The sequence below is a fragment of the Amycolatopsis sulphurea genome, assembly GCF_002564045.1.
Classification (GTDB): Bacteria; Actinomycetota; Actinomycetes; order Mycobacteriales; family Pseudonocardiaceae; genus Amycolatopsis; species Amycolatopsis sulphurea.
Window position 1 is genome coordinate 724,508 of the sequence record NZ_PDJK01000001.1, and the last position, 20,474, is coordinate 744,981.

Annotated in this window: 21 protein-coding genes and 1 pseudogene; 10 read left to right on the forward strand and 12 right to left on the reverse strand. The window is 66.9% G+C overall.

Going from position 1 to position 20,474, the window contains the following annotated elements; all coding sequences use genetic code 11:
- Positions 1-188 precede the first annotated feature (188 nt).
- Complete coding sequence (locus ATK36_RS03365; protein WP_098509762.1) at positions 189-917, reverse strand: NsdA family TPR-like regulatory protein; 729 nt, start codon at positions 915-917, stop codon at positions 189-191.
- Between the two features lie 872 nt (positions 918-1,789).
- Here ATK36_RS03365 and ATK36_RS31945 point away from each other — a divergent pair.
- The 4 genes from ATK36_RS31945 to ATK36_RS03380 all read left to right on the forward strand — a co-directional run bounded on the left by ATK36_RS31945 (position 1,790) and on the right by ATK36_RS03380 (position 5,283).
- Complete coding sequence (locus ATK36_RS31945; protein ID WP_170069571.1) at positions 1,790-1,963, forward strand: hypothetical protein; 174 nt, start codon at positions 1,790-1,792, stop codon at positions 1,961-1,963.
- 701 nt (positions 1,964-2,664) lie between these two features.
- Positions 2,665-2,982, forward strand: a complete 318-nt coding sequence (locus ATK36_RS03370; protein ID WP_098509763.1) for a type VII secretion target — start codon at positions 2,665-2,667, stop codon at positions 2,980-2,982.
- Complete coding sequence (locus tag ATK36_RS03375) at positions 2,982-4,682, forward strand: alpha/beta hydrolase (protein WP_098509764.1); 1,701 nt, start codon at positions 2,982-2,984, stop codon at positions 4,680-4,682. The genes ATK36_RS03370 and ATK36_RS03375 overlap by 1 nt, the downstream gene beginning before the upstream one ends.
- A 121-nt stretch (positions 4,683-4,803) precedes the next feature.
- Positions 4,804-5,283, forward strand: a complete 480-nt coding sequence (locus tag ATK36_RS03380; protein WP_098509765.1) for an LppA family lipoprotein — start codon at positions 4,804-4,806, stop codon at positions 5,281-5,283.
- A 175-nt stretch (positions 5,284-5,458) separates the two neighbouring features.
- Here ATK36_RS03380 and ATK36_RS03385 read toward each other — a convergent pair whose 3' ends face one another.
- From ATK36_RS03385 to ATK36_RS03405, 5 genes are all read right to left on the reverse strand, one after another.
- Positions 5,459-5,641: a hypothetical protein gene (locus ATK36_RS03385; RefSeq protein WP_098509766.1), complete on the reverse strand. Its 183-nt coding sequence runs from the start codon at positions 5,639-5,641 to the stop codon at positions 5,459-5,461.
- 53 nt (positions 5,642-5,694) lie between these two features.
- The gene (locus tag ATK36_RS03390) at positions 5,695-6,126 is read right to left on the reverse strand and encodes a histone-like nucleoid-structuring protein Lsr2 (RefSeq protein ID WP_098509767.1); all 432 of its coding nucleotides are present in this window, start codon (positions 6,124-6,126) and stop codon (positions 5,695-5,697) included.
- A 101-nt stretch (positions 6,127-6,227) separates the two neighbouring features.
- Positions 6,228-7,133: a phosphatase domain-containing protein gene (locus ATK36_RS03395; RefSeq protein ID WP_245914256.1), complete on the reverse strand. Its 906-nt coding sequence runs from the start codon at positions 7,131-7,133 to the stop codon at positions 6,228-6,230.
- Entirely contained in the window at positions 7,123-8,142 is a 1,020-nt protein-coding gene (locus tag ATK36_RS03400; RefSeq protein ID WP_386999618.1) for an RNA ligase, read from the reverse strand. The genes ATK36_RS03395 and ATK36_RS03400 overlap by 11 nt, the downstream gene beginning before the upstream one ends.
- Positions 8,112-9,029, reverse strand: a complete 918-nt coding sequence (locus ATK36_RS03405) for a DMT family transporter (RefSeq protein WP_098509768.1) — start codon at positions 9,027-9,029, stop codon at positions 8,112-8,114. The genes ATK36_RS03400 and ATK36_RS03405 overlap by 31 nt, the downstream gene beginning before the upstream one ends.
- A 74-nt stretch (positions 9,030-9,103) precedes the next feature.
- Here ATK36_RS03405 and ATK36_RS03410 point away from each other — a divergent pair, with 74 nt between their 5' ends.
- Positions 9,104-10,012 (forward strand): LysR family transcriptional regulator, encoded by a 909-nt coding sequence (locus ATK36_RS03410; RefSeq protein ID WP_098509769.1) that lies wholly within the window; start codon positions 9,104-9,106, stop codon positions 10,010-10,012.
- 958 nt (positions 10,013-10,970) lie between these two features.
- Here ATK36_RS03410 and ATK36_RS03415 read toward each other — a convergent pair.
- Both ATK36_RS03415 and ATK36_RS03420 read right to left on the reverse strand, forming a co-directional pair.
- Positions 10,971-11,693, reverse strand: coding sequence for a hypothetical protein (locus ATK36_RS03415; RefSeq protein ID WP_098509770.1), 723 nt, complete (start codon positions 11,691-11,693; stop codon positions 10,971-10,973).
- A 251-nt stretch (positions 11,694-11,944) separates the two neighbouring features.
- Complete coding sequence (locus tag ATK36_RS03420; RefSeq protein WP_245914258.1) at positions 11,945-12,802, reverse strand: alpha/beta hydrolase family protein; 858 nt, start codon at positions 12,800-12,802, stop codon at positions 11,945-11,947.
- A gap of 205 nt (positions 12,803-13,007) precedes the next feature.
- On the opposite strand from ATK36_RS03420, the gene ATK36_RS03425 reads away from it, so the two are divergent.
- From ATK36_RS03425 to ATK36_RS03435, 4 genes are all read left to right on the forward strand, one after another.
- Positions 13,008-13,832, forward strand: a complete 825-nt coding sequence (locus tag ATK36_RS03425; RefSeq protein ID WP_098509771.1) for a DUF72 domain-containing protein — start codon at positions 13,008-13,010, stop codon at positions 13,830-13,832.
- A 468-nt stretch (positions 13,833-14,300) separates the two neighbouring features.
- Positions 14,301-15,182: a formylglycine-generating enzyme family protein gene (locus tag ATK36_RS03430; RefSeq protein WP_098509772.1), complete on the forward strand. Its 882-nt coding sequence runs from the start codon at positions 14,301-14,303 to the stop codon at positions 15,180-15,182.
- 25 nt (positions 15,183-15,207) lie between these two features.
- On the forward strand, positions 15,208-15,351 hold the full coding sequence (locus tag ATK36_RS31950; protein ID WP_170069573.1) for a hypothetical protein: 144 nt from the start codon (positions 15,208-15,210) through the stop codon (positions 15,349-15,351).
- A gap of 9 nt (positions 15,352-15,360) precedes the next feature.
- Positions 15,361-16,371, forward strand: a complete 1,011-nt coding sequence (locus ATK36_RS03435) for an ABC transporter substrate-binding protein (protein WP_211291772.1) — start codon at positions 15,361-15,363, stop codon at positions 16,369-16,371.
- Positions 16,372-16,624: 253 nt separating this feature from the next.
- Here the strand turns inward: ATK36_RS03435 and ATK36_RS34555 are convergent.
- A pseudogene (locus tag ATK36_RS34555) lies at positions 16,625-17,002 on the reverse strand (PucR family transcriptional regulator ligand-binding domain-containing protein); the annotation flags it as partial.
- Positions 17,003-17,046: 44 nt separating this feature from the next.
- On the opposite strand from ATK36_RS34555, the gene ATK36_RS03445 reads away from it, so the two are divergent.
- Entirely contained in the window at positions 17,047-18,384 is a 1,338-nt protein-coding gene (locus ATK36_RS03445) for an aminotransferase class III-fold pyridoxal phosphate-dependent enzyme (RefSeq protein ID WP_098509773.1), read from the forward strand.
- A gap of 115 nt (positions 18,385-18,499) precedes the next feature.
- On the opposite strand, the gene ATK36_RS03450 is transcribed toward ATK36_RS03445, so the two are convergent.
- The 3 genes from ATK36_RS03450 to ATK36_RS03460 all read right to left on the reverse strand — a co-directional run bounded on the left by ATK36_RS03450 (position 18,500) and on the right by ATK36_RS03460 (position 19,919).
- Positions 18,500-18,778, reverse strand: a complete 279-nt coding sequence (locus tag ATK36_RS03450) for a hypothetical protein (protein ID WP_098509774.1) — start codon at positions 18,776-18,778, stop codon at positions 18,500-18,502.
- Positions 18,779-19,019: 241 nt separating this feature from the next.
- Positions 19,020-19,427 (reverse strand): hypothetical protein, encoded by a 408-nt coding sequence (locus ATK36_RS03455; protein WP_098509775.1) that lies wholly within the window; start codon positions 19,425-19,427, stop codon positions 19,020-19,022.
- Between the two features lie 120 nt (positions 19,428-19,547).
- A complete protein-coding gene (locus tag ATK36_RS03460) occupies positions 19,548-19,919 on the reverse strand; it encodes a transposase (RefSeq protein ID WP_170069574.1) in 372 nt (123 codons plus the stop codon).
- Positions 19,920-20,474: the final 555 nt, after the last annotated feature.

A 20,474-nucleotide genomic window follows, 5' to 3' on the forward strand; every position in this document is an offset into this window, starting at 1 on the left:
GGCTACGGCGCGGCCCAGCTCCCGCGGCTGCACGAACGGCGTGCCGACGCCGTCGCCCTGGTGCGCCGTGCCGGCGAGCTGGGCGTGAACCACTTCGACACGTCGGTGTTTACGAATTTACTCCGAACTGGATCAAGCAGCAAACATCGCGCTTGACCAGGTAAAACACCGCAGAATCGATCGCTCGGTCACGCCGCGAGGAGCGGTCGCGCCCGCTCTTTGAAGTCAGCCACGAGCGGGTGCGGCCCGAACGTAAGCATCCCGTCTTGGAGCTTGCGGACGGCCTCGACGGCACGGGACGACTTGACCTGAGTTGCGAGGCCAAGCGTTCGCACGCCGGCCGCGTGCGCCGCGTCGAGATCCCGGTTCTGAAGGTGAGCGGTCGCCAAAGTCGCGTACGACATCGCGCCCCGGCGTGCTCGCTTCTGAGTACGAGCATGGTCGATTGATCGGCGCGCATGTGCCTCGGCGTACTTCGTCTGGCCGAGATCCCGGAAGGCGTTCGCCCACTCGCCGCAAATGTATGCCGGGTCGATGAAGCGTGCCCATTCCGGTTCACGCTCTGGTTCGCTCCGAGCGAAGGCGCGCTCCGCTTCGTTGATGGCGTGCGCCGTAGCGGCTTTGTCTCCCATGACGGCGTGTGCACGGGCTTCCAGGGTCCAGAGATCCGCGAGACAGGCTGGCGAGTCCACCTTCATGAGGCCCTGGCGTCCGGCCTGAGCGAGTCGCATCCCTTCTTCGGGCTCCCCGAGCAGGGTGGCTTGGTCTGCCATCCCCGCGTGGACGTGGGCTCCCAACGCAGGGTCCTTGGACTGCTCAGCAAGACGCAGAGACTGAACTAGATTTAAGAAGGCCGTAGCGAAGTCGCGGACGCGCCCGGTCCCTCGACCGGCGTCGCTGGAGCGCAGGGCGGTCATGCCGCCAGTCGTTGATCGCGCGGACGCCGACGTCGCTGCTGAAACGGCCTCTGTGCCTCCGCCGGTTCGACGGGCACTAGTGGAGCCCGCGTTTCTTGCCGCAGGGATGCCGAGCGTTGCGCCGCCGCACGACCGGCTCGAAGACACTGGCAGCACGTTCTCGTTGGCAGATCTGCTCCTTCACGACCAGGGTTGCGAAGAGGGGCGTTTCTCCGGCCATATTCCGCTGCAAACTCGCGCCTACATCAAGCGACCGGAGATTCTTGGCGCGACCAAGGGGCGGTGTCCCTCCGGCGCAGCGGGCTGCTAGCCCAGAAACTATCTATCGAGATCGCATTTACGGCTAAGGACCACAGATGCCAACTATAAGCGCTGCTGTTCGTGAGCAAGATTTTCCGGACAACGATCTTGGTGCAATCTTTGCCTCGTTGTTCGCGCCCGAATGGGAGCACTGGGCTTTTGGGGGCGAAGCTGATCCTCACGGGCTCGCCTTCGTTCACCACTGGGAACCCCGCGCAGGTTCGACTCGATGCGCGGACGTAGTGATCCTCGACGGCGAGCCGCGGTCGATCACCTGGCGAGCGGTGCTTGTCGCAGAGGACGACAGTCCGATGGTTCCGGAGTTCGTGACGTGGTTCAGCATCGGCGGGCTGAACGGCCCCGTCGAGGAGTTGTTGCGTTTGCCAGCCCCCGGCATGGCCGATGCGCCGGAATGCCGAGTAGTCGCATCTGAGACGCTTCGCGTTCCCGCTGTTTGGTGGAACAGCGGAGCGCAGCTCATCCGAGCAGGCCGCAGAAGAGTGGCGAGAAGACCACGGCGGGGGCGTCCGCGAGAGCGGAGTCCTCCGATCCTGATGGCAGACGCCTCCGCTGTGTTCCATCCACGAATCCTGGAAATCAAGCTGCCCAAGGTAATGGACAAGCTGGGAAAGCAACTAAATAGACTCCGGATCTCCGGATGGACGATGTACTACTTCGGCCGCGGAGGACAGGCACTCGGGCTCGGTGCTGTGAACCGCGGAGACGCGTACGCGGACGTTATATAATCCGCCACGCTGACGAAGCGACAGCTTTCCGCACCCCCCAGTTCCCTGGCGTAGCAAGCGACCTCTTCAGGCCGACGATCGTGACCTGGCAACAACACGGCGATCCAGTATCGGTTGTCCGCGCAATCCGGCTCGCTCCGCCTTGGGACTCTCCGGAAAGCCCGAAGGCCTGGTTGACCCCTGATCCCGGGTGCCGAATTCCCGACACCTGGCCCGAGCCAATCACGCTTCCTCCATATGCACCGCGGAAAAATTATCAATAATCAACGGAATGCATCTGGCGACCAAGCGGATCAACGACCTGTTTGGCCAGCAATCCATGCGACAACAGGAAGCGTTAATATGCCAGAGGTGGATGAAGGGTCCTCGGACCATGCTATTCAGGCGGCACGTCAAACACTCGCCGGAACCGCTGTCGACGCAAGCATCACTGCGGCAAGGCTCCGCGAAGCCGTCTCCGAAGGAACGGTACCGCCCGCGCTAGGCGCGGCCATGGCTGCGCGCCTGGACGATCTGGCCGCACGTATACGATCGGAGGGATTTTCCGACGTTGACTCGTTGCCCGAGTAGATTACCATGGCAGCGTCTAGGTAGTTTTACCTGGCTCACTTGGGTGAGATTTCTGTTGTCCGCGTGAATGTCTTGGGCCCCCTTCGTCCTCTCGTGTACGGTCATCGTGTGACTACGGGAGGGAGGCCCTGATGTCGGGATACCAGGTTGTCATCGACAAGCTCAGAGAGACCGGTCGCGCTGCGTCGCGGGTGGCGGACGGGATGCGCGGAGTGGACTGCGCCGCCGCGCTGCCGGGAGGGGACGCGGGGATGCCGGGCGCGGCCTGCGTGGGCAAGCTCGCCGCGCTGCGTCAGGCGTGGACCTGGCGGGAGGACTCCATACGAACGCGCCTGCGGTCCCACGCGTCGAGTCTGTCGATGGCGGTCGACGCCTACACGGCCCACGAGGACCAAGCCGCCCGCGATCTCGGTGCCGCGCCGCCGGCAGGGATGCGAGGGCCGGTCTGATGGTCACGTGGGCGCAGGTGAGGCAATGGCAGCCGGGGCCGCTGCAGGACGCGGTCGGGCGGCTCAACGCCTCGTACAACAAGCTGGTCGCCTGCTCTGACGACCTGCGCGGGATCACCACCGCCGACGGCTGGCACGGAGATACCGCCTCGGCCGCCTCGGCCGCGGCGAACAAGATCATCGACGACCTGGAGGAATACGCCGCCGAACTCGCCGCCGGACGCCGGAGTTTCGGCGAAACCGGGGACGCGATCACCGGGGTGGTGAACGGCGTCAAGGAAGCCGAAGGGCTCGCCTCCGCGCACAACTTCGCCATCGCCGCGGACGGCGCGATCGTCGACAACGGCCCGACCCTCTGCGTCCCGGAAGACCAGAAAGACGCCGTCGCCCAGGAGCGGCAGACCATCGCGGCCGAGTTGCGCGACAGAGTGGAAGAGGTCATCCGGCAGGCGACCGACATCGACACCGACTTCTGCGCGGTGCTGGACCGGATTCTGTCCGGCCACACCATCGACGCTACCGGCAACGACAACCAGCACACCAGCCTGGCCGCTGCGGGCGATTCCGGATTCGCCCTGGGCGGATTGTCGGTGCTGGCACCGCCGCCGGTCGACGCCGCCCCGTCGATGAACGCAGCCTGGTGGGCCGCGCTCTCGCCCAACCAGCGAGCCGCCCTGATCAGGGACCATCCCGACATGGTCGGCAACCGCGACGGCATCAAAGCGGCAGACCGCAGCAAAGCCAACCTGAACCTCATGGACCGGGAACGGCAAAGCTTCACCGCCGAACTCGACCGCCTGAAACGCGAAGACGGCGACTCCGACGAAATCGCACGGATCGAAGAACGCCTCAAAGCGCTCAACGCGATCACCGCCATGATGCACAACCCGGACGGCACCCTCAACACCGACCGCCAGCTCATGTCACTCGACATGACAGGCGACCACCCCAAAGCAGCCATCGCCAACGGCGACGTCGACACCGCCCAGCACGTAGCCGTATTCACCCCCGGCATGAACTCCACAGTCGACGGCAACATGCACGGATACGTGGAGGATATGCAAGGGGTGCGAAATAGTGCACAGGATATGCTGTTAAAAAACAATACTCCGGCGAGCGTAGCGACGGTTACGTGGCTGGGATACGAACCGTCATCGTTTGACGATCCGGGTTCGCTTTTCGGGCTGGCTTCAGGAGATAATTCCAGTTTCGGCGGCGATAAGCTGGCGAAATTCGACCAAGGGATCAACGCCGCGCGACCGGCCGATCCGCACATGACCGCACTAGGGCACTCGCAAGGATCGCTTGTCACCGGAATCAGTCTGAGCCATTCGGGCACAGGTGTCGACGATGCGGTATTCTTCGGCTCTCCTGGTATATCCGAAAATTTTGGCATCGACAACACCGCGCACGATCTCAAGATTCCGGAAGGTCACGCGTACAATCTGAGAGCAGACGGCGACGATGTCGCCACATGGGCTCCCGAAACCTGGCGCTATGGACGAGCACCATACGACATGCCGGGAATGCAGCAGCTGTCGGCGGACAGCGCCACCAGCGCCGACGGTTCCCAGTACGCATCCTCGCACGGGCACAGCGAGTACACTAAGACCATGCCCGACGGCACCGACAGCACCAGTAAGCACAACATAGCTGCAATTGTGGCGGGGATGCCGCAACTCGCCATCGCGGCACGCTAGGGAGACGGCAACCGTGCAACGACGAACTTCTACTGTGGCAGTCCTTGCCGCAGGTCTCCTGCTGACCGCTGGATGCAGCAATGGAAGCCCGTCTCCAGACCCGACGCCGTCAGGAAAGCCCATGCAAAGTCAGCAACAGTTCACAGAACTTATGACACGGCCCACCATCACCGAGATGGTGGCACGTTACGAGCAGATGCGTGGAGAAATTCGCACTCAGCTCACGAGGGATCTTGGTGTGACCCAGTGGGCGGAACAACCCGGTTCGTCAAACTACACTGGATGCGCCCGAGAGTTTCCCGACGTGAATGTTCAAGATGTTCAGAAACAGCACCCCGCAACCTGGTACTCGCCCACCCCTATATCGCCGGAGAATTGGGAAAAGGCGAAAGGTACCGTTTCCTCGGTGGCACGCAGGTACGGATTTGACAAAACCGCACTCGTGATCGATAGCGCCAACAACTTGCAGTTCGACCTTAATGACAAGTACCGCTCGGAGCTGTCATTCGGTTCCGCTAAGAATACAATTCTTGCATTAACAACTGGGTGCCACTTGACGGCCGCGGCGAAGCAGCGTGGAGAACCCAGCCCGGCACAGTGATGTCACGTCCGGTGCGCCGAGCCACGGGTGGACGCTGGCTAACTGGCGAGCGTCACCCCACGCCTCACTGCTGGGAAGCATTCGACATGTCGACTGTCTTTAATTGTTTCTGAAATACAAAAAGCCCCTCTTCAGGTCATCAGACCAGAGAGAGGGGCTTTTTTCGATTGCGCTGCTACTTGTACTCGGTGACGATTTTCCGCTTCGGGCCGACCTTGTGCCACACCGTCAGGGGGAACCAGACGAACAGCCCCCACATGCCCGCAGTAACGATCGTGAGGAACAGATGAAGCCCGTGCGAGGTCTTCTTCCGTTCGCGGCTGATGGCCCGTCCGGGCGGGGGCGGTACGGCGGTCATGCGACTCCCTTCAAGGCGTGTACGCACTTCCATCGGTCCGCGCTCGGAAGGCGTTACTTCGCAGCGGCTTTGCGCGAAGTCCGCGGCTTCCTGGCTGCCGCGACAGGCTTCTTGGCCGCCTGCTTCTTCGGCGGCACCTCGTCGCGCTTCTCGTACGCCTCGATGACCTCGTTCGGGACTCGGCCCCGGTCGGACAGACCGGTGAAGCCGTTGGCCCTGCCCCATTCGCGAATCGCCTGGTTACGCTGGCGCTTCTCGGTCAGGGACTCGCCAGTCGACGCGCGGCTGCCAGCAGCCCGGCGCTTGCGACCGCCGACACGGCGACCGGACTCGGTGTAGCGGTACAAGGCGTCGCGGAGGTCGTTCGCGTTCTCGTCCGACAGGTCGATCTCGTAGTCGACGCCGTCCAGGGCGAACGGAACGGTCTGGGTTGCCTCGCCCCCGTCGAGGTCGTCAACCATCGACACGTGCACTTTCTGAGCCACTGACTTTCCTCCACATGCTGTTTCGGGCGTTCCCCCAGGTTCGCCCCCTGTGTCCGGTTGTACCACACGCTTGTTTGACGTAAACACTGGTTACTCCGCGTTCAGAATGCGCCGTCGGTGACTTGCAGGCAGGTGAGACCGAGTTCGCGCCACATGGCGACGACCTGGTTTCGGTCGTCGAGTACGGCGAGAACGTTGAAGTGTTCCCGGATGTGCTGGTCAAATAGCTCGTGCTTCACGATGGCGTCGCGGCGACTGTCGCCGGCCGGTCGCATGAGGAGCCGGTGGTTCGGCAGATCGACGTGTCGTTCGAGCCACCGTTCGGTTTCGCCGCGGGCGTCTTCGGTGCGGCCCGAGACAAAGGCCACGGCGTATCCCTGCTGGTACAGGCTCCGGACGAGCTCGATCACGGGCTGGTTCGGAGAGTCCTCGCCGACTCGGGCCGCGTCGAACGGCGAGCGGTCGCCCATCCGGGCCACGGTGCCGTCGATGTCGACCAGGACTGCCTTCGGCAACCCCGGGGATGGTTCGTACGGTCCAGATTCTCGCGTTTCGTCGATTACCGGCAGCGGCAGCGGGTACCGCTGGCCCCAGATAAACCGGGCGTGGAGATCACGGATGCGGTCAGCCCCCACGGTGCGCTCGCGGTCGTGGTCGCGCTGGATGCAGGTCTCCAGCGGTTCGTCGGTGAGATCAACGACACGCCATTCGGCGCGCTCGGCGCGAGCGAGTTCGGCGAGCCTGCGGACGTAGCGGGCACGCAAATTCATGTCGTCGACCAGGACGCGGTCGCCCGCGCGAAGTCTCTGCCGGACGATGTGTGCCTGAAGTTCGGTGACTCGGTGCTCGTCCGCGCGGCCGAGCTGTCCGCCCTCAGCGCCGAACAGCAACCGCCGGAGGTGGTCCCTTCCTGCCAGGACGCCGCCGCTGAGGGTCTGCTCCAGCTCCGCGAGGCTGGTCTTTCCCGAACCGGGGAGTCCTCGGAAGATGATCAGTTCACCGGGCACGGGCGGCCTCCGTCCAGGGTCGGGCGGGGCGGTGTTCGGCGTCGGGCCGGAGCTGTTTCCAGATGATCCGGCTGTAGTCGTAGCCGTCGAGCAGGGCGAACAGGCAGGAACGCAGCCAGGGGTCGTCCTTCTCGATCGCCAGGGCGAAGTCCTTCCGCGGACCGAGGACCAGGCCGGCGCGGGCCAGTTCCTCCCACCTGTCGAGCACCGCGCACACCATTGCGCCCGCGTCGAGGGCCAGGCGCTCGATGACGCTGGTGACCCAGTCGAAGTACTCGTCGGGCAGTCCCGCGAACAGCTCGTCTGTCTCGTCGTGGGTGGCGAGGTACTCCCAGACAGTGCGTTCGTTCAGGCCGGTCACGATCTTGTGGAGCCGGACGTAGTCGGCCTGCTTGAGCTTGACCCGCTCGTCGGAGTCGAGGAAGTGGACCACGAGCCCTTCGGCACCGTGCCGGGGCGGGGCAGCGAGAGCTTCGCGGAGGGAGAAGTACCTGAACACGGTGGTCCAGGGACCTGGCCAGTAGGTCGCGCCGGGTCCGAAACTCACGCCGGTTTCGATGTCGACCATGCCGAGCGCGATCAGGTCGTCCCGGTCGCCGTAGTTCACGACGATGCGGTTCTCCGGGTAGATGATCTCGAACAGCACGGTCTTGCCTGGCATCGGTTCGTAGCGGCCGGCGTAGCGCTCGTTCCACACGTCAGTCGCGTGAAGCGCCTGCTCGCTGGTGAAGGAACCTCGGGTGGCGACGGCGTATCCGCCTGCGGTCAGCGGGTAGAGGATGCCGAGCGAACCGTCCATCTTGTCGGTCACCAGGACCGATTCGTCGGTGCGCCAGCGAGGGTGTTTCTCCTCGCCGTGGTTGAAGAACTTCGCGAACGGACGGGCCACGATGTCATGGGTTCGGGTATCGACGATCAGGCCGCGGCAAGCGCGGGTGGCGCGGTTCCAGACGCGAAGCTGCTGCCGGGCGGTAGCCGTCAGCGCCGTCGCGCCCGCCCCGCGAAGCACACTGCGGCGAGCACGACCGCGCAGCCGATCAGCTGCAGCGCACTCGGTTCCTCGCCGAGCAGCACGATCCCGAACAGCACCGCGCCGATCGGCTGCAGCAGCATCAGCACCGCCCCGGTCGACGAGGGCATCCGCGGCAGCGCGCCGGCGATCAGCAGCCAGCCGGCCACCTGACCGACCACGCCCAGCGCGACGAACCAGCTGAACGCGGACCAGCCCGGTGTGAAGTCCAGACGGTGGAACGGCAGGCCCAGCGCCAGCGACACGGCGCCGGCGGACAGCGTCGCCAGCAACAGGGAACGAACCTGTGTCGACGGCGTGGTACTGAACCGGATCAGCAGCAGGTACACCGAATATCCGGCACCCGCGGCCAGTGCGAAGAGCGCGCCCAGCAGCGGGTCCGCGCCGGTCACCACGGTGCCGGCGAACCCGCCGGCCAGCACGATGCCGACGAGCAGCACCGGTGTGGTGATCAGGAACCGGCGGTCCGGACGATCGCGCAGGAACAGGAACGCCAGCAGGGGCACGAGCACGACCTGTACCGACAGCAGCACCGTGGCGATCCCGGCGCCGACCTTCGGAATCGCCTCGCCCCACAGCACGAAGTCCACGCCGATGCCGAGCCCGGCGAACAGTGGCGCGACGACGTTCACACGCACCCGCGTGCGCCGGGCCTCGCTTCGCGCGAGCAGCGCCAGGATCGGCAGCGCGATGAGGCAGCGCCAGAACGCACTGGTCGCTCCGCTCGCTCCGGACAGCTTGATGAACACCGACGACAATGCGACGCAGAGACTGCCGGCCGTCGCCAGCAGTCGCGGGTCGAAGCGGCCGGTGAACACCGCGATCGGCCCGGCCGGTGGCGCGATGGGGAGTTCGGTGGTCGTCACGACGTCCAGCCTGCGAGTGGCAACTGTCAAGGACAAGCGAATATTCGTGTGTAGAACTCGGTAGTATCGCTACCGTGTTCAATGTGGATCGGCTGCGTGCGCTGCATGCGGTGGCACAGCACGGCTCGGTGGCCGCCGCGGCCGCTGCGCTGCACGTCACGCCGTCGGGTGTGTCACAGCAACTGGCGAAGCTCGAACGGGAGGCGGGGCAGGAGCTACTGGAGCCGCGCGGCCGGGGCGTGCGGCTGACCCGGGCCGGGCGGCTGCTGGCCTCGCATGCCGAACGGGTGCTCGCGCAGCTGGCGCAGGCCCGTACGGATCTGGAGCGGCTGCGCGAGGACGTGCTGGGGCCGCTGCGCATCGCCGCGATCTCCACCTGCGTGCACGCGCTGCTGCCGCCGACGCTGGCCGCGCTCGGCGAGCAGCACCCGCGGCTGGAGGTGACCCTGCGCGAGGGTGAGGCCGAGGTGACGCTGCCGCAGTTGGTCACGGGCGACGTCGATGTGGCAGTGGTGGAAAGCTGGGCGGACCTGCCGACCGTGGTACCGCCGTCGGCGACGCGCGTGACGCTGTTCTCCGACGTCGCGGACCTGGCGCTGCCCGCCGGGCACCGGCTCGCCCACCGCCGGGTGGTCGATCTCGCCGAGGTCGACGACCTCCCGTGGATCGCATGGACGGCCGGTTCCCGGTGCCACACCTGGCTCGTGCAGGTGCTCCGGGCGCAGGATGTGGAGCCGCGGATCAGCTGCACCGTCGGTGGTTACCCGACCCAGCTGGCGCTCGTGGCCGGGAACGCGGGCGCCGCACTGGTGCCGCGGCTCGCCCGCGGCCGGGTACCGGACGGCGTCCGCATTGTCGGCACGCGCCCTGCACTCGACCGCACGATCATGGCCACCTGCCGGACGGGCGAGGAGTCGCTCGGCGGGGTCCGAGCGGCGCTGGACGCGTTGCGGTCGGCGTCGGCCCGGTTCACGGGGTGGTGAGCTGTTTCGGGTGAGGACGCGGGTGGGGTGGGGTGTCGGCAAAGTCGGTGTGGAGGTCCGTGAAGGGGCCCTTCACGGACTCTGAGTCTGTGAAGGGCCCCTTCACAGACCTGAAACCGGTCCGGCGCACGCCACGAGGTGGTGTCGCACACACCTCCGCATCGCCCGCTGCCGGGTCCCCGACCAACTTTGCCGGAACCCTGCGCGGGTGGGGTTGCGGGGGTGGCGTTGGCCGGTGGGTTCGACGGTGGCTGATGGGTGCGGCGGGGTGGTCGGTCGGGGTGTGCGAGCCAGCGTCTGTCCAGTGAGGACGGATGTCGGTTTGGTGGGTTTTGTTGCTGCTGTCAGGTGTTTCGCTGAGCTGTCGCTGGGTCTTGGAGCAGTGGTGGGGTTTGGCTGGCGCTGCGCTCGTGAAAGCCGTGGCCCACGGTGTGGGTTCGTGTCTGTCCGGTGAGGACGGTGGGGTGTGGTGAGATCGTTGTTACTGCTGGGGTTTGCTTGGATTGGTCTATTGTTGGGGGTGGCTTGTGCTGGTGAGGGTGCGATCGTTTCGCGGGGTTCGGGTGGCGCTCGATGCGTTCGTAGCTGCCTGGCGCGTGGTGCGGGTTCGCGTCTGTTCGGTCGGGGCGGTGGGGTGTGGCGGGATCGCTGCTGCTGGGTTCTGCTTGGCTGGGCTTACAGCTTGGAGATGGCCTGCGCTGGCGACGTATGGCCGCGCTGCGGTGCCGAGTGGTGCCCGATGCGTGCGGCGACTGCGGGTCTCGCGGAGTGCTGGTCCGTGTCCGTCCGGAAAGGACGGACACGAACCGGCGAATCGCTGCGGCGAGGATCCCGGATGCCCTCCTCGGGTGCTGCGTCCGCCCGGCGTGCCACGCGAGGACATCCGGTGCACCCCGCATCGCCCGCAACCGTCCGGAAAGGACGGATGCGGGCCAGCGGATCGTTGCTATCGAAGGATTCAGCCGGTTGCGATCCCACCCGCCCCGGTTTGCGGCGCACCGACCGGGACGACGCTCGTCCGATGTGTGGTGGTCTTCGCCGGTGGTGTCCCGCCGCCCGGCGAGGTGCCCTTGCTCGGCGGCGTGCCGAGCACGGTGAACTCCGCTTTCGCCACGTACGGCGTCGAGGCGCACTTGAGCGTCGCGACGTACTTGCCCGGGGTGGTGACCACTGTGGTGTGCCCGCTGAACCGGCCGAAGTTGCCGCCCTCGGTGAAGTTCAGCGGTGCGGCGAATCCCGGCGAGGTGGCCGGGCCGGTCGGGCCGCCCAGGCAGCCGTTGATCGAGTCCGAGCCGCCGTTGATCTGGCCGCCCGGCTGGACCTCGGCCGGATACAGCGACAGGACCGGATGCTGGTACGGCAGGACGGTGAAGGTCGTGGTCAGCCGGGTGCCGTCGCAGGTCACCTTCGCGGTGTAGGTGCCCGCCTTGGTGACCGAAGTGCCTTCGCCCCAGGGATTGGTGCCGTCTCGCAGGGCCAGGTGGACCGGCGCGGCGAAGCCCGGTGAAGTGGCCTCCGAGAAAGTGGTGCACTTGCCGATGATGCCGGTCTCGAATCGCTCGCCCGGCCGCATCGACGTCGGGTAGACCCCGAATTGCGGTGTGTCCGCGGCGAATGCCGCCGGTGCGTACGCAAGCCCGAGCGCGGCCACGGCCAGTGCTGTTGTGATCGTCCTGTTCATCTTCGTTCCTCCCTCTCCGACAGGGGGAACACGCGGCAGACGGCGCCGGGGTTGCCTCGGTCAGCAGAGCCATCGGTCGAACCACGCTCGGGTGCGGTGCAAAGATGTCGAGCTGGTGGCCGCGTTCGCGGATCGAGTGTCCTTCCCGCGGGGTAGACCACCTACTCGTGCGGAACGTCGAAGTGCCGCAGCGCCCGGTGCAGGTATTCGACCTGGCCCGAGCGGCACATTGGTGTCCTCGGCGCCGTGCCTCAGCAGGATCGGCAGGGTGTCGGCAAAGTCGGTGTGGAGGTCTGTGAAGGTCTGTGAAGGGGCCCTTCACGGACTCTGAGTCTGTGAAGGGCCCCTTCACAGACCTGAAACCGGTCCGGCGCACGCCACGAGGTGGTCGCAGACACCTCCGCATCGCCCGCTGCCGGGTTCCCGACCAACTTTGCCGGAACCCTGAGCAGGATCGGCGTCCGCATCCGGCTCGCGAAGGAGACCGGGCTCAGGGCGTCGTGCGGATGCGGCCCGAGGCCGGACCAGCCGGTGCTGCCACCGAGCGCCGCCTCGAACGCGCCGTTCTCCCCGGTCGCGGCGAGCATCCCCCCGTCGGTGACGGCCGCACCGGCCAGCACCGGGCGGAACCGGCCGGTCTGCCCGGCGGCCCAGGCCGCAAGGAACCCGCCGTGACTCCACCTGGCGATCCCGAGCCTGTCCGGATCGGCGATCCCGTCCGAGACCAGCCGATCGATCCCGGCGAGGACGTCCGTCGATTCCTCCCGGCCTACCCGGCCCGCCACTCGCGGCGAACTTGTGGCCATGGCCGCGGCCGCCCCGCGGATTCGGCAGGAACACGGCGTACCCCGCCGCGGCGAGCCATTGCGCGCTCGGGTACCAGAACAGCTGTCCGCGTACCGGTCGTACGGCCCGCCGTGCGCACTCGTGATCATCGGAAACGGCCCGTCCGCGGCGGTTTTTCTCGGTGGCAGCACGAAAAGACCGTCGAGCACGAGCCTGTCGGCGCTGCGGTGGAAGAGCGGCTCCTGCTGGCCGAGCGTCAGCTCCCTCAGCCGCGGCGGAAATCGATGACCCGCTGCGAACTGTGGCCAGGGCGTCGGCGTCATCTCCGACGAATGTGACGCGAGAGGCGGAAGCTGGTGGGACAAGGTGGACTGTAGGGCGGCCCGACGGGGATCGGATTTCCTCGTCGGGTGCGCGAGGTGACACGGCTCGGGACGGGGGTGTGCAGGGAAACAGTTGCCCAGGTAGTAGTTTCAGGCACGATCGAGGGGAGCTGACGGAGTGGCACGTCTTCATGTCGGCTGCGCGATGTGGAATCACAAGGCGTGGACCGGGCGGTTCCTGCCGCAATCGCTGCCGGCGAAAGAGCGTCTGCGGGCGTATGCAGGCTGGTGCAACGCGGTCGAAGGCAACACCACCTTCTACGCGACCCCCGCCCGGACCACCGTCGCGACGTGGGCACAGCAGACCGGGCCCGGCTTCCGGTTCGTGGTCAAGGTGCCGAAGGTGGTCACACACGAGCGGCGGTTCGCGGGGGTCGAGGCCGAGATGCGGGCGTTCCTGGACGCACTGGAGCCCCTCGGGGAACGGGCGGTCCTGTGGACGCAGTTGCCCGGGTCGTTCGGCCCTTCGGAGGTCGATGCGCTCGGTCGTTTCCTGCGTCGACTCCCGGCCGATCGTCGGCGTGCGGTGGAGGTGCGGCACCCGGGGTTCTTCACCGACGGCGGCTCGGCGGCGTTGCTGGAGAGAGCGCTAGCCGGAGTGGACGCCGAGTGGGTGCCATTCGACACCACCGTTTTCTTCCAAAGCCCACCGGTCAGCGAGGCCGAGCAGGATGCGTGGGCCAAGAAACCGCGGCTGCCACGGCGGACGCGGGCGTTGACCGACCAGCCGATCGTCCGTTACCTGGGCCGGGACTCGGTCGAGGACACGGTGACGGGGTGGCGGCCGTGGACCGAGGTGGTGGCCGGGTGGCTGCGTGAAGGCCGGTCGCCGACGGTCTTCCTGCACACCCCGGACAACGTCGATGCGCCGACGCTCGCCCGCCGGTTCCATGACGAAGTGCGGGTCCTGGTGCCTGGCCTTGAGGCATTGCCGGAGCCGGAGCCGGTCGAGCCGGCGACGTTGTTCTGAATCGTGAGGGGATTGCGGTTCTGAATCGTCAGGGGATTGCGCCGGTATCTCCTGCCGCGCAACGGTTCTCGCGTCGTCGAGTGGGGTGATCGCAGACATCCACGACGGGTGCTGGAGGCATCGGCCGACTACGACGTCAGGAGAGGCGTGCGGGAGGTGCCAGCCGAGCCTTTCCTGGGGTAGGTCAGGTATGGCGGGGTGCGCGCACGGGGCGCGTCGGCCAGGTTCCTGGGAGGGGCGTGTGCCGACGGAATCCCCTGCGTACGCGGCGTGCGAAGTGCCCGCGTTCGCTGGACCGGAGTCGGGAGCAACGGCGATGATCAGGCGACATCCGGAATGTCCGTGAAGGGGCCCTTCACGGACTCTGAGTCTGTGAAGGGCCCCTTCACAGACAGCGGCCGTGGTTATGCTGAGGCCGTCAAGACTGGGCCGGGGACGTTTCGGCCGTGAACCAGGAGGTGTGTCCAGGTGTCCGGTTGCTGCCCGCCGTCCCGGTCGGCCCCTTCGTCCGTCGCCGCGGCGGACCGGGGAGCGGCCACGAACGCCGAGGGCCTGCTCGTGCTGCCCGGCGGCACGTTCCGGATGGGCACGGCGGACAAGGACGGCTTTCCCGAGGACCACGAAGGCCCGGTCCGGGAGGTCAGCGTGCCGTCGTTCGCGATCGACGCCTACGCGGTGACCAACGCGCGGTTCGGCGAGTTCGTGGACGCGACGGGATACCGCACCGAAGCGGAAAACTACGGCTGGACGTACGTGTTCGCGAAATTCGTCATCGCCGGGCTGCGCAAGATCTCCCCGCGCCCGGAGCAGACCCCGTGGTGGTGCGGGGTTTCCGGGGCGTACTGGCGCGTGCCCGAAGGCCCGGGCAGCGACGTCGGCGAACGCGGAGACCACCCGGTGGTGCACGTGTCCTGGAACGACGCGGTGGCCTACTGCGCGTGGGCGGGGCGCCGGCTGCCGACCGAGGCAGAGTGGGAGTACGCCGCGCGGGGTGGGCTCGACCAGGCCCGTTACCCGTGGGGTGACGAACTGACTCCGGGCGGCGAGCATCGCTGCAACATCTGGCAGGGCCGGTTCCCGGTGCGCGACACCGCCGAGGATGGCTATTCGGGCACCGCGCCGGTGGATGCCTACCAGCCCAACGGCTTCGGCCTGTACAACACCTCCGGCAACGTGTGGGAGTGGTGCGCGGACTGGTTCGACGAGGCGCAGTCCAGCCGGGCGATGCGCGGCGGCTCGTACCTGTGTCACGACTCGTACTGCAACCGCTACCGGGTCGCCGCCCGCACCGCGAACACGCCGGACAGCTCCGGTGGCAACCTCGGGTTCCGTACCGTCGCCGACGTCTGAGCGGGGTTCCGGCTACCGTTCCGGTATGCCGTCGAAGAACGCCCGTGGCTGCGCGAAGGGGCGCGCCCGCCGCCACGAGATTCTGCTCGTCCCTCTGAACGTGCTCGCGGTGAACACCGACGCCATCCCGCGCTTCGCGCAGATCTTCACGCCCGCGACAATCGCCTGACACGGCCCGGTGTTCGAGACGCTGATCGACTACGACAGGTCCGGTGCCACCCAGCCCGCGCCGGCCACCGGCTGGGATCTGGCCGACGGCGGGCGCACGGTCGCCGTGCACCCGCGCGACGACGTGAAGTTCTACAGTGGACGGACGAGGACGGCGCAGGACGTGATGTTCTCCTTGCAGCGCGCCGCGCAGCCCGCCGCACAGTCGCAGGCCCGGTCGATCGCCACGCTGATCGCCGACATGTCCGCGCCGGATCCGCACATCGTCGTGATCCGGCTCAAAGCGGCCGGTGGGAAAATGGCCGACCTGTTCGCCATCGCCTCCATTGTGGACGGTGTGGCGGCGAAGGGACTCAACGACGACAGCAACGTGATCGGCACCGGCCTGTTCCTCTGGCAGAGCCGGCAGCAGGGTTCCCAGCTGACCCTCCTCGTGCGCAGGATTCCCTCCGCGCTACTCGTGCTGGTCGTGGCGTCGATGCTGGCCTTCGTGCTGCCGCGCCTGGCCCCCGGCGACCCGGCGGTGACCGTCGCCGGTCCCGACGCCACCGCGGCCGACATCGCCACGATCCGGACCGACCTCGGGCTCGACCGCCCGCTGCTCGCGCAGTACTTCGACTGGCTGGGGTGTTCAGCGACTCCCGGCAAGGCCGGGCAAACGCAGGCTGCCGCCGGCGAGAACCTGTCCGTTGAGCGGAAAACCCTGTGCGCGCCACCGCATCAACGCGTCTTCTTCGGTGGCGTACTGCTGCTCGAACAGGATGTCGACGAGGGTTTCCCGGGTCCGCCATTCGAGCATCTGATGGTCGGCGTCGAGCAGGCGCTGGAGCGCGAGGGCGTCGGCTGTCCGGTCGGCCGTGAGGAGCTCGGCCGTGGTCGGCGTGTGCCCGAGGGGAATGACGAGGCGTCCCCACCGTTCGTCGCGGGTGCCCGCGGGGACGATGAGGGTCGGTCTCGTCGTCGTAGGTGGCCTGGTCGACGTTGGGGCGGCGCAGGGAGTGCTCGCGCCAGTCGGCCATGACCGGCGCCGGCGAATCGTCGGCCCGCGCGAACGCGACGAGGCGGTGGGCCAGGTCTTCCAGATAGACCTCGCGGTGCAGCACCGAGCGGGCGAGCTGCAGGATTTCGCCCGCCGACGGCCCGGTGAGGCCGAGCTTGGTCAACGCGGCGTGCATCGTGGCGATGCGTTCCAGCTCGTGCGTGTGGCGCTGGAGGATGCTGCGGTGCACGCTGTGGATGATCTCGACGAACCGGGTCGGCCGCCGGAACACGGCCAGCGCCAGCCCCGTCTCCTCGGCGCGCTCCACGACCTCGGCGGGAAACTGCTCGAAAGAGCGGCCGAGTTCCAGGAAGAGGCCGGACGCGCGGCGCTCGGTGAGGGTCTCCAGCACCGGCAGCCATTCCTCGGGGTGGTTCTGCAGGCCCATTCCGCTGGTCAGCACCAGGTCGCCCGCGTCGATGAAGCGGGCCAGATCCGGCTGCTCGCACACGTGCACCCAGCGCACCGGCCGGTCCGCGCAGCGTTCGCAGACCAGCAGGCGGGGATCGCCGGCCCGGACGGGCGGGAGGGTGAGGATCTCCCGCACGGTGGGGAGCAGGCGCTCCTGGTCAGCGGCTACGGATGTGTAATCCGACACGCGGAAAGCATACATTTTCGTACCGGTCGAGAACCAGTTCGCGGGCCTAGAGTTCGTCCATGGAGTCCAGGAGTGCGCTGCTCAAGCAGCGGGTCGACGGCCACTACCCGACCGTGACACACGGGAAGGGCGTGTTCTTGTTCGACAGTGACGGCAAACGTTATCTCGATGGTTCATCGGGCGCGATGACCGCGAGCCTCGGCCACGGCGTCGAGGAGATCGCCGACGCCATCAGCGACCAGCTCTCACGGGTCGCCTTCACGTATCGGACCCAATTCACGAACCAGCCCGCGGAGGACCTCGCGCGGCGGCTCACCGACCTCGCGCCCGGGGGCCTCAATACGGCCTTCTTCGTCAGCAGCGGCTCCGAGGGAACAGAGTTCGCGATGCGTGCCGCTGTCGCCCACTGGCGGGAACAGGGGCGGCCCGAGAAGGTGAAAATCCTCGGTCGGCACATCAGCTATCACGGCATGACGCTCGGCGCCCTGTCCATGTCGGGCCATGCCGCCCGTCGTCCGGACTACGGTTCCCTGCTGCATCCGTTCCCGGTCGGGCCGCCCGCCTACGCGTTTCGCTACGCCCACCCCGGGGAGAGCGAGGAAGACTATGCCGCGCGGTCCGTCGCGAAGTTCGAAGCGGCAGTCGTCGCCGCCGACCCCGCGACGGTTGCCGCCGTCATCGTCGAACCGATCGTCGGCGCCGCCGGTGGTGCCCTCGTGCCCCCGGCGGGATATCTCCGGCGCCTGCGGGCGATGTGCGATCGTCTCGACGTTTTGCTGATCATGGACGAGGTGATCACCGGCGTCGGGCGCACCGGCGAATGGTTCGCGAGCGGTGACGAGAAGGTCGTCCCCGATCTGCTGGTGACCGGCAAAGGCCTCAGCGCCGGCTATGCCCCCGTCGGCGCGGTGCTGCTGTGTGACCGTCTCGTCGAGACCATCCGGCACGGCAGCGGAATCGCGCCTTTCGGTCACACCTTCTCCGGAAATCCCCTCGGCGCGGCCACCTGTCTCGCCGTGCTGGACTACCTTGCGGACCACGAGATCCTGGCCAACGTCCGGCACCGCGGCGACCAGCTCGAAACCGGCCTGCGGAAGCTGTCCGCGAGATTCCCTTTCCTAGCCGATGTGCGCGGCCGGGGCCTGCTGTGGGGATTCGAGTTCGTGCAGGATCCGGAAACCCGCGCTGCCCCGGCTGCCGGGGACAATGTTTCGGCGCGGTTCGTGGAGGAGTGCTTCGACCAGGGGTTGATCGTTTACCCGGCGGGGATTGCGCCGCTCAACAATGCGGTGGTCGTTTCGCCGCCGCTGACCATTGCGGCGGGTGAGGTCGAGTTGCTGCTGGAACTGCTGGAGGTGGCGTTGGAGCGGATGGCGAGCGAGGTGTTTCCGGGGTAGCGTCGGGTTGCTGCGAATGCAGCTCGGGGAATCACCGTTTCGTTGCGCCTGTTGCGATCAGGCAACGGTAGTGCGGCGGGCTGTTGCGTTCTTCGTGTGGTACGCGACTGATAGTTCAACCCTGCAGTCGAGGTGGTCGAGGTCGCAGCATGGTAAAGGTGCGGTTGTGCGGAATGATCCTTGCCGCCGGATTGATGATGGCCGGGTGCGGTGGCACTCCGGTTGCGCCGAAGCCGTCGGCGCCACCCGGCTCGCCTGCCGCGACCAGCGTCGCGCCGACCTCCGAACCGACCGTACCCACGACGACGCCCACCACGCAGACGAAATCCAGCAGCGTCCCTGCGAAGACGTCGAGGGTGTCTGCCACTGCCACGGCCGCGCCGAAGAAAACCACGGCACGAAAGACGCCTACCCGAAAGCCGCCCCAGTACGGATACCAATGCCGGGACGGCGACGAGGCCAAGTACAAGGTGTGCGCCGAACACAAGTCATGGGTCGACGGGCAAGTGGAGTTCGCCGACTGCCTGGACAGCGGAGGCACGTGGGATGAGGACAAGCAACGCTGTGTGCATTCCTGATCGGGCAGGGCAGCTCACCCGCCCGCGCTAGTACGGCAGCAGCACTTGCCGTGTGGGTTATATTTGTTGGTCACGACGTAGTCGGGTGCGGTGGTGGAACCAGCGGGCGCGGGTTTGGCGACGTCGTCGCCACCAAACCCAGTGCAGGTGGTGGGTTTCGGGCAGCAGTCGGCGGGTCACCAGGATGAATAGCCGTTTGATCTCGGCGACGGTGAACGTGATCAGGCCGCGATCCTCGGGTGGTTGCTGGTCGGGTGTGGCAGGCAGGATCGGGGCTGGGGTACGGGTTTTGGCTTGGGCGGCGGTGATCGCGCAGACCGCGAAGGCGGCCAGGGCCAGTACGATGTGGCGTAGCAACGCGGTGTAGAGGCGGGCCTGGGAGTGGTCGAGGCCGAAGTGGTCGTTACCGAACTCGAAACCTTCCTCGACTGGCCAGCGCAGGCACGCGACCCGGACCAGGGACATCAGCGTGACCAGTCGTCCGGACGGCACGTAGCAGTAGTGGTAGGCCAGCTCGCCGGTGCGCAGATGCTTGCAGATCAGCAGAAAATGCTGAGGGCTGGTGGTGGACAGCCCCGCCTAGGCCTAGGCACGTTCGCCTTTCGCGCCGGTCACCGAGCAGATCTGCCACCTCCGCAGATGCTTCCGCTTGGCCAGATGCGCGGCCACGGCGGCATCGGCGCGTATCCGCCGGCCGGGTGAAACCTCGGCGACGAGGGCACACCCGACACGCATCACGTACCCGGTCCCGTTGTCCTCAAGGAAAGAACGGAGCTTTCCGGACCGGCCGTAGACCTCATCGCCGGCGATCCACGGCGGAATCGTCGCGTCGGCAATCATGTCGGCGAGCATGTCCTGCGCCAGCTGCGGTTTGGTCCTGAACTCCACACCAGCGGGGATACCGAGCACGGCGCGGTCCTCGGTGCCGGCGAATTGCTCTTCCGGGGCATAGCTCACCGCTCTCCGAATCCGCCCCACCGCAAACCTCCGCTCCGGTATCCGTACGCCCCGCTATCGAGGCGGGCCTGCCAGCGTTACCGAGACCGGTTCGGAACCTGCCGGAGCGCAAGGGTGCCCCGGCGGGCGCGCATTCCTTCTGCTGATACGCCGTGGCCGGGGATCGACTGATCATCATGGTGTCGGCACGGGGACAAGCTCGCCGGTGATGGGGTGGTGTCGGCTGACGGGTCCCAGCCAACCCGCAGATGGGGAGTGCGCGTTGGATCTGGTCTCGAACAGGAAGTCGGAGCGACAGGCCCCGGGCCTCCGGTCGGAGAATGCCGAGCGTTTGGCAACGGCAGCGGAATGCTGACCTCGAGGTCCGATAGCGGTGGACGGATGGCCCTGGCGAGCAGAAGAGAGAAGCTTCGTGCCGAGCTTGTGGTCGGCGGTGCAAAGCCGCGGCCGCGAATATCCACAGGAGACGGTGCTGAGACGGGAAATAGCGACAGTGCAACGAAGACTGCGGAGCGGGGAAGCCGTTCTCGCGACTCCGGGTAGCCCAGGGCTCGG